This is a genomic window from Adlercreutzia wanghongyangiae (assembly GCF_035989245.1).
Lineage (GTDB): Bacteria > Actinomycetota > Coriobacteriia > Coriobacteriales > Eggerthellaceae > Adlercreutzia > Adlercreutzia wanghongyangiae.
In genome coordinates this window covers 1-8,356 of record NZ_JAYMFF010000030.1, presented here as the reverse complement: position 1 = coordinate 8,356, position 8,356 = coordinate 1, and the positions used below count along the sequence as shown (strand labels likewise).

6 protein-coding genes and 1 pseudogene are annotated in these 8,356 nt (G+C 64.3%); 2 read left to right on the top strand and 5 right to left on the bottom strand.

What is annotated here, in order from left to right; translation table 11 throughout:
- Positions 1-478: 478 nt before the first annotated feature.
- Both VIN30_RS11265 and VIN30_RS11260 read left to right on the top strand, forming a co-directional pair.
- Positions 479-1,729 (top strand): baeRF8 domain-containing protein, encoded by a 1,251-nt coding sequence (locus tag VIN30_RS11265; RefSeq protein ID WP_338211599.1) that lies wholly within the window; start codon positions 479-481, stop codon positions 1,727-1,729.
- Between the two features lie 86 nt (positions 1,730-1,815).
- Positions 1,816-2,751, top strand: a complete 936-nt coding sequence (locus tag VIN30_RS11260) for a patatin-like phospholipase family protein (protein ID WP_338211598.1) — start codon at positions 1,816-1,818, stop codon at positions 2,749-2,751.
- A 250-nt stretch (positions 2,752-3,001) separates the two neighbouring features.
- Here the strand turns inward: VIN30_RS11260 and rplL are convergent, their stop codons facing one another.
- The 5 genes and pseudogenes from rplL to VIN30_RS11235 all read right to left on the bottom strand — a co-directional run.
- The gene (gene rplL / locus VIN30_RS11255; RefSeq protein WP_326426095.1) at positions 3,002-3,382 is read right to left on the bottom strand and encodes a 50S ribosomal protein L7/L12; all 381 of its coding nucleotides are present in this window, start codon (positions 3,380-3,382) and stop codon (positions 3,002-3,004) included.
- Between the two features lie 90 nt (positions 3,383-3,472).
- Positions 3,473-3,994, bottom strand: coding sequence for a 50S ribosomal protein L10 (gene rplJ / locus VIN30_RS11250; RefSeq protein WP_326426093.1), 522 nt, complete (start codon positions 3,992-3,994; stop codon positions 3,473-3,475).
- 480 nt (positions 3,995-4,474) lie between these two features.
- On the bottom strand, positions 4,475-6,646 hold the full coding sequence (locus VIN30_RS11245; RefSeq protein ID WP_338211597.1) for a Tat pathway signal sequence: 2,172 nt from the start codon (positions 6,644-6,646) through the stop codon (positions 4,475-4,477).
- 239 nt (positions 6,647-6,885) lie between these two features.
- A complete protein-coding gene (locus VIN30_RS11240; RefSeq protein ID WP_338211596.1) occupies positions 6,886-7,068 on the bottom strand; it encodes a hypothetical protein in 183 nt (60 codons plus the stop codon).
- Positions 7,052-8,356, bottom strand: a pseudogene (locus VIN30_RS11235) (hypothetical protein); the annotation flags it as partial. The pseudogene VIN30_RS11235 and the gene VIN30_RS11240, both read right to left, overlap by 17 nt.

Sequence of the window (8,356 nt, the reverse complement as noted above, 5' to 3'; positions counted from 1 at the left end):
CAAGTTCGCCGTGCTCATCCTGGCGGCCTTCGGCATCGCGAACATGTGGATGGCCGTGTTCGCCGACGTGGGCGTGGCCGTCATCGCCATCCTGAACGCCATGCGCGCCATGAACGTGAAGCGCTACGAGAGCAGGTAGCCCCGAAGCGTAAAGCCCCGCATCTCTTCCATTCGCAGGGGCGGGCTTTAGCCCGCCCTCTTGTCCTCTGGGCGGGCTAAAGCCCGCCCCTACGGCCCATCGCCCCTACGCCTCCCCTACGGCCCCAGCCCCGTCCCCTTCCATTCCCGAAGTTCGCAAATCAGCATTTCGGCAACCAGAAGTTCACAGACTTACCCATAGCCCTCCGAATCATTCTCGGGGGGCTATGCTCTTTTTACGCGCCGACGAGCTTTACCGAGCACGGCCTTCTGCAAGGCGGCCCCGCGGGCCCTGGCGACGCGTCGCAACACCGCACCCGACCACTATGGAGGTTTCGCCATGAAAGACGAGAAGGAGACACAGCGCAAGACCCACGAGAGCATTCACGTGATGGAGAGCTTCGACCCCTCAATTCTCTCCAACGTGCCTGCGCCGGTCGTGTCGCTGTATATTCCCGTGCATCATACCGAGCGCGAGGAGCGCCGCGACATCTGGGACCGCGACATGTTCAAGGACCTGATGAAGGACGCCGAGCGCACCCTGGCCGAAAGCTACGACAAGAATGCCTATGCGGGCATCGTGAAGCGCGCCGACTACCTGCTGGAACATCCCGACATGCCGCTGTGGCTGCACGCTGGCGAAGGTCTGGGCTTCCTCATGAGCAACGACGGCGTGTACGTGTACAACCTGTTCTTCGCCCCCGATCCCATGGTAGCCGCCGGCGACACCTACTTCGTGAAGCCGCTGCTGCGCAACTTCCAGTACGGCACCGAGTACTACGTGCTGGAGCTTTCCAACGACCGTTTCAGCTGGGTGAAGGGCGACCGCACCCACGTGGAGCGTCAGCAGCTGCCGCAGGAGGTGCACGACTTCTTCAGCGAGCTGTTCGCCAACAGCGACGACACCGCCGCCGACATGAAGAAGGACGAGCTGGGCGCGCTGGACTACATCACGCTCGAGGGCCACATGGGCCAGTACCACGACCATCAGTCGCGCAACGACGTGAAGAAGGAAGACGCCGCCCAGTGGTTCCGCTATGTGAACAAGGCCGTGAACGACTACCTGGTGCGCGACGACACCACGCCCATCATCCTGTGCTGCGATCCGGAGTACGTGAACGACTTCCGCAAGATCTGCACCCTGCGCCATCTGCTGCCCGTCGGCATCAAGAAGGACCCGGCCGGTCTTGACGGCAAGGCGCTCTTGGAAGAGTCGCTGGCCGTGATGGACGGTATCCGCGATGCGAACATCAAGGAGACGGCCGAGAAGTTCGGCGCCGACGCGGCCCACGGCAAGGCGTCGGACGACTTCGACGCCATCGGCATGGCGCTCGCCGAGCGTCGCGTGGGGGCGCTGTTCATGGTGAAGGGCAAGATCCTGCCCGGCGGCTTCGACATCAACACCGGCACCGTCACCTTCGATCCGAACCCGAATCCTACCGACGACGGCTACATCGACCCGGCCGCGCCCGACATCACCGACGCCTTCGCCCAGGCGGCGCTGGTGCAGGACGCCCACATCTACATCGTGGAACAGGACCAGATGCCCACCGACAAGTCCGTCGCCGCCCTCTTCCGCTACGCGGAATAGTCGGCCCGGCCCGCTAGGGCAAACCGCTATACTGAAAGGGAGCTCACTTCAGGGCTCCCTTTTTTCATGGAGAGAAAGCCGCCGTCATGCCCGATATGTCCCCCACCGCTCCCTGCGCCGACCGCGCTGCCATGGCCATCAACCAGCCCGATGTGGCGCTTATCTTCGAAGGCGGCGGGATGCGCAACAGCTACACGGCCCCCATGGTGGTGGAGCTGCTCGCACGGAACGTGAACTTCGGACGCGTCTACGGCATCTCAGCCGGGTCCAGCCATACGGTGAACTACCTGGTGCGCGACCCCAAGCGCGCGCGAGCCAGCTTCGTGGAGCTGGTGCAGTACCCGCGCTTCGGCGGCTGGGGCAGCTTCCTTGCCGGGCACGGCTACTTCAACGGACCCTATCTGTACGAGGAGCTCATCGAGACCGCACCCGAGGGCGACCCCATGGCCTTCGATTGGGATACCTTCCGCGCGAACCCCGCCGAGGTGCACATCGAGGCCCTGGACTGGGATACCGGCGAGACGGTGGCCTTCACCAAGGCCGACATGAAAACCGCCCGTGACGTGGGCCTTATGGTGCGCGCATCGTCTACCATGCCCATCTTCATGCCGCCCACCACCATCGGCGAGCGCACCTACGTGGACGGCGGCATGGGAGACAGCTGGGGCATTCTGCTGAATGCCGCCCGCGCCGACGGCTTCGAGCGCTTCTGCATCATCCGCACCCAGCCCCGCGGCTACCGCAAGCGCCCCATGGGGCGCGGCGCCCAAGCCCTCTTCCGCGCGGCCTTTCGGTCGCACCCCGTGGTGGCCGAGCGCACCATCGCCCGCTGGCAGCCCTACAACGCGCTCTGCGACGAAATTGAGGCGCTGGAGAAGTCGGGGGCGGCCTGGGCGTTCTACCCCGACGTTATGGAGATCACCAACAAGACCACCGACTACGACGCCCTCGTCCGCTCCTACGAGACCGGCAGCTCCCAAGCCCGCCGCGACATCGCCTCCCTGCTGGAGTGGCTCGGCTAGATTCCCGGGGTCGCTCTTTTGCTTTCAAAACGACGGGTAGCGTAGTCTTGTGAGCGGATCACGCAAGTTCGCATAGGAGTTTTCCCAGGTCGCGATTTCCACGACCGCGTTTCTTCGCCCCGAAAACTACGCTACCCGTCGTTTTGAAAGCAATCCGCGACGACTCGCCCCCCCCCGCAAAAAAAGAACCCCGCTCGTAAGCGGGGTTCTTGGCAGTCCCTTGAGGGGAGAAGTGTTCGCGAAAGCGAATTTACTTCAGGGTCACAGCGGCGCCGGCTTCCTCCAGCTTGCCCTTGATCTCCTCGGCCTTGTCCTTGGCAACGCCCTCGGCCACCGGCTTCGGAGCGCCCTCGACGACCTCCTTGGCCTCCTTCAGGCCCAGGCCGGTGATCTCGCGGACAACCTTGATGACGGCGATCTTGTTGTCGCCGAAGCCCTCGAGGATGACGTCGAAGTCGGACTTCTCCTCGGCAGCGCCACCCTCAGCCGGGGCAGCACCAGCGGCGGCCACGGCCACCGGAGCAGCGGCGGACACGCCGAAGGTCTCCTCGATGTCCTTCACGAGCTCGGAAGCCTCGAGCAGGGACATCTCCTTCAGAGCCTCAAGAATCTCTTCACGAGTAACAGCCATGTTAGTTTCCTTTCAAAGGGGGCCGGCGCCTCTTCGTGCCGGCCAGGTTTTCTTTGTCGTTACGCGGCCCGTCTCAGGCCGCACGAGCTGTTAGGCAGCTTCCTTCTGATCGGCCACGGCCTTGACGACCTGGGCCATACCGCGCGGCACACCGTTGATAGTGGTGGCCAGACCACGAGCGACACCGGAGATGGCACCGGCGATCTGAGCCATGAGCTGCTCGCGAGAGGGCAGAGAAGCGATAGCCTCCACCTCGGCTGCAGACACAGCAGCGCCTTCCATCAGGCCGCCCTTGATCTCAAGGTTCTCGTTGGCCTTGGCGAAGGTCTTCAGGGCCTTCGCGGAAGCGGCCACGTCGTTGCCGGAGAACACGAACGCGCTGGGGCCGGCGAGCATGTCGTCGAGCGTCGGCAGCTCGGCCTCGGACAGCGCCAGGTGAACCAGCGTGTTCTTGTAGACCTTCAGCACCGAGCCAGTCTCGCGAATGTCGCGACGCAGCTGCTGCATCTCCTTCACGGTCAGGCCGCGGTAGTCCACGACCCACATGGCGGAAACGCCGTCGAGATCCTCCTTGATGCTGGTGAGCATCTCCTTGTTCTGAGCGTTGGGCATGTTGTACGTACACCTCCTTCTCAAGCTTTCCGGGTTCCGCACCTGGTGGGTGGGCCGCAAGCCTGAGAAGCGAAAGCGGCCCCCGCCCATAAGACGGAGGCCGCACGAATTCACGGATGCGAATGAGTCGACCACCTCGGCGGGCCGCTTGCGCGATTAAACGGTTGCCCTGCGGGCCCCGTACCTGCTGTCTTAAGTAGCGGAACATTTCTGTTCGTTGCACTGCCCATTCCTGAGCAGCTTGTCTATTTTAGAGCGAATCCCGCCCGTGTCAACGGGTTTTCTTCCCCTCTCCAAAAAACCCGCGTGATCGGCGGGTCTCCCGAAATGCTCGCCCCCTGTCGTCCTGGGCGAGCGAAGCGAGTCGAAGGATCTCGCGAGATCCTTCGACTGTGCGCTTCGTGCTCCGCTCAAGATGGCACCGGTTCCAGCGCCCAGTGCTCCGTTCAAGATGACGCGAAGCCACCGAGGAGCGCTGCGCTACGCCACCTGCTTGGTGTCGTCGCCCGCCGCCACCTCTTCGGGGGTCTGGGCGGCACCGTCTTGCTGCACCACATCGTCTTCGGGCTCGCCGGAGGCATTCTCGTCGCCCGCTGCAGAGCCCGCGCCATCGCCCGCTGCGGCAACCGGCTGGGCCCCCTCGGCATCCTCCGTCGACGCCTTGCCATCGGCACCGAGAATCTCATAGGCCGGGCTCACGTTCGAACCGGAAGCTTCCACGTAGGTGAAGTTGATGGTATCACCCACCTTGTAGCCCACGATATCCAGCAGGCCGGGCAGCGCGAAGTCGAAGATGGAGCCGTCCTCTCCCTCCACCGTCAGGTAGAAGTGGGTGTTGCCCTCGATAACCGCCTGGTTCATCGAGCGGATGATGCCCTTTACCGTGACCACATCGGTGGTGCCGCTGGCGTCCTCGGCCACCACGCCATTGGTGGCCAGCAGCGCCTCGTAGGCCTTCTGGGTGTCGGCCACCGTGTCACCCACAGCCACGTTCTGATAGCGCTGGATGTCGATCATGGCGAACTTCTTCACCAGGCCCGCACCGTCCTTCAACGCCATGAAGTAGGTGGGCTGGTTCCCCACGTTAATAAGCAGCGGGAACGTGGACGTGTAGCGCAAGTTCTGCACCTGGCCCTCGGCCGACTGCATGGCCGAGTCCTCGGTGGCGCCGGCCACGGAATAGAAATGCGACTCCTGGGTGCGCTGGTTCACCAGCACAAAGCCGATGATGGAATTGTCGGCTGTAGCGGAGGTGACGCCGGTGTACACCCACACGTCGTCGTCCTTCGCGATGTAGTTGTAGCCCAGCGTGCCGTCGGTGCCGGGAGTCGTGCGCACCACGCCCTCCTGGCCGAGGAACGAGTTCAGCCAGCCGTTGTTGTACATGCCCCACCAGTTGTACTGCTGAATGAGCAGCTCGGCCGGGAACACGCGGTCGACCCACTCGGGGCACTCCTCCAGCGACAGGTCCTGGGTCTCGCCCGTGGTGGCGTCGCACAGCACCACGCGGCTGATGGTCTCGCCGCCGAACAGCCCGATGGTGAAGTCGCGCACGGGGCAGATCCACCAGGGATGACCGTCTTCATCGATCTCGAACGACTTCTCGCCGAACATGTAGAACGGGTAGCTCAGCTGCACGTGGCGGTCGATGTTGCGCACCAAAGGCTCGCTCTGGGAATAGTGGATCGGCGAATCGCCCAGGCGCACGATCTCGGCGTCCTGGGTGGTCATATTCACCAGCGCGTAAGCCGGAATGCCCGCCTCGCGGTTGGTGAACCACTTGAACAGGTCGGCGTAGCCCAAGGGGCTCACACGCACCGGCGTGCCCTGGTAGTTGATCTGCGAGTACAGGTTCGACACCTCGAACTGGCTCACGTACTCGGGGATGGAGCCCATCTCGCGGTTACCCAGCAGAATGGCCGAGTCGCGGTCGATCACGGGAATCTCGTTGTAGTTCACTTCCTTGATGTCCTGGGCGAACTCCAACGTGTCGGTCTTCAGCACGTTGGAGTACTTCTCGGCGTTGCCCGGGAAGATGGCCATGGACATCACAGCACCGATGGCCACCAGCGCCACCACGGCCACGGGAATGAACGAGAGGGCGCGGAAGGTCTTCGCCTTGCCCTCGTTCTTCGTCACTTCCTTGGTGCCCGTTTTGTACTGCTTGGAACGTGTCCAGAACACCAGGAAAATGGGCAGCAGAATGACGATGAACACAAATCCCCAGAAGTCGGTGGAGTGAATGTTGATGGCCGGGTGGAACCACCAGTAGGCGCCCGCGATGACAAGCAGCGCCACCACAATGAGGATGGCCAGCCATTTCTTCGAGGGCAGGTGGAAGTCGTTCGCCAGGAACTCGAAGTTCACCGGGCCGTCGCCGTTGCCGCCCGCGCCCGAGGCGCCGTGGCCGCCCGAGCCGCCGCCGTTACCGGTGCCGCCGAAACCACCGAAACCGCCGAACGGAAAGCCGCCGAAACCGCCCACGCCGCCGCGCGAGCCCGAGGTGCCCCCATTGCCTGCGCCCGCCGAGCCGGAACCCGGCGTCTGCGGGCCCGAAGCCCCGGCGCTGCCCGCGCCCGAGCCAACGCCGTCGGTGTTCATGCCCGACTGGCGCAGCGCCTCCAGCAAAGAATCCAAACCAGATTGTGCCACGAATCTCATCCTCTCTGAGTGGGGCACCACTCGTCCGCGACCTTCTGCCGCAACGCGCCGGCGCCTCGTCTTTCCCCGGGGCCTTCCCTGCCCCGTCAAAGGTTTCGTGCCACTATACAGGAACGGCCCCCGCACAAGCGGAGGCCGTTAAATACCCGAAAGAAAACCGCAAGCCGAAAGATCGAGGCGGCACAGCCCGGCCGACGCGTCCCCTCCGGCGAGAGCCGCAATGCCCGTGATTAGCGGCCGTCGGAATAGTCGTCGCGGCGGGTGCAGCGCGCGTGCAGCATCCAGGCCCAGAACAGCACCACCAGCACGGTGGCACAGGCCCACAGCCAGTCGAGGGCGCACAGGCCGAAGACGGCCAGGCACACAGCACCAAGGATGAACAGGGCATACAGCAGTTTATCGGACAGCTTCACGACGGAACTCCTCCCACTTGGCGTCGCGGCGGCGGCGCTCGTCACGCTCGGCGGCCTCTTGGCGCAGGCGCATTAAGGTGTAGGCGCTGACCAGCACCATGATGAGCACGAACAAAATATGCAGCGGGCAGGGGCCCAAAATGCCGCCGGTCTGGGGCAGCTGATGGATCATCGACGACCAGCGGCTGCCCGAACCCGCGCCCGATCCATCGTCCCGTGAGCCGGCACCCGTGCTGCCATCCGACCCGTTCCCGCTGCCGTCGTCGGCGCCGCTGCTACCGCCGTCCCCATCGCCGTTGCCGCCTACGGTGCCGCCGATGGAGCCCTCGCGCACCAGATACGCCAACCGAATGGTCGTAGTATTCCCCGCTGAATCGGTAATCACCTGCTCGGCGCGCCAGTCGCCCGGCTTCGCGCGGTCGATCTGCGACACCTCCTGTCCTGCGGCGTCGTACAGATGCACGGCCCCGTAGGACAGCTTGCCATCAGCCAGAGCCGACTGCACGTTGTAGCGCAGCAGCATGAGATCAGCCATGGCGTCGGCCGTCAGGGGGCTGGGATTCGTGACCACGGTCACGCTGTCATTGATGGTCGCATGGGTAAGCCCCGTGTCGGGGTCCACCGTCACCTGGGAAGGCGGCAGCGGATCGCGGCCGCTGGAACCGCCGGGATTGCCCCCGGGCGCGCCGCCATCGCCGCCGCCTTCGCCGTCGCCCCCGTCGCCTTCACCGGGCTTGGGCGTCACCGTGGGTGCGTCGGCCACCACCATATAGCGCAGGCGCACCGTAGTGGTGTTACCACTGGCATCGGCTACTTTATATATGATGCGGAACACGCCGGGACGAGAACGATCAATGGCATCCGCCGATGCCCCCTGCGCTGTTTCCATGACCAACGACACCTCGGTCAGGGCGCTTGCGCCTTCGGCCGTGAACGAATAGCGGTGCTGCATGAGCGCCTGCACATCGGCGCGCGTCATTAACACGCCCTCCTCCACGGGCACGCGCATCGCGTCGTCCACCACCGCGTGATGCGTGCCGTCGGGCGCCACCGCAGGCGGCTCCACCGGATCAAGCGGCCGCGGCTTGGGGTTCAGCGGGTCGTCACCTGGCTGAGGGTTCGGGTCGGTGCCCGGATCGGGTGTCACCACCACGCCCGGCGCTCGCGAGGCGACCAGATGGTAGGTCAGCTTCACCGTCGTGGTATTGCCGGCCGCATCCCGCGCCACATAGGTAATCAGATAATCGGCCGCCTTAGAAAGGTCGATGGCATTGACAGACCCCCCCCC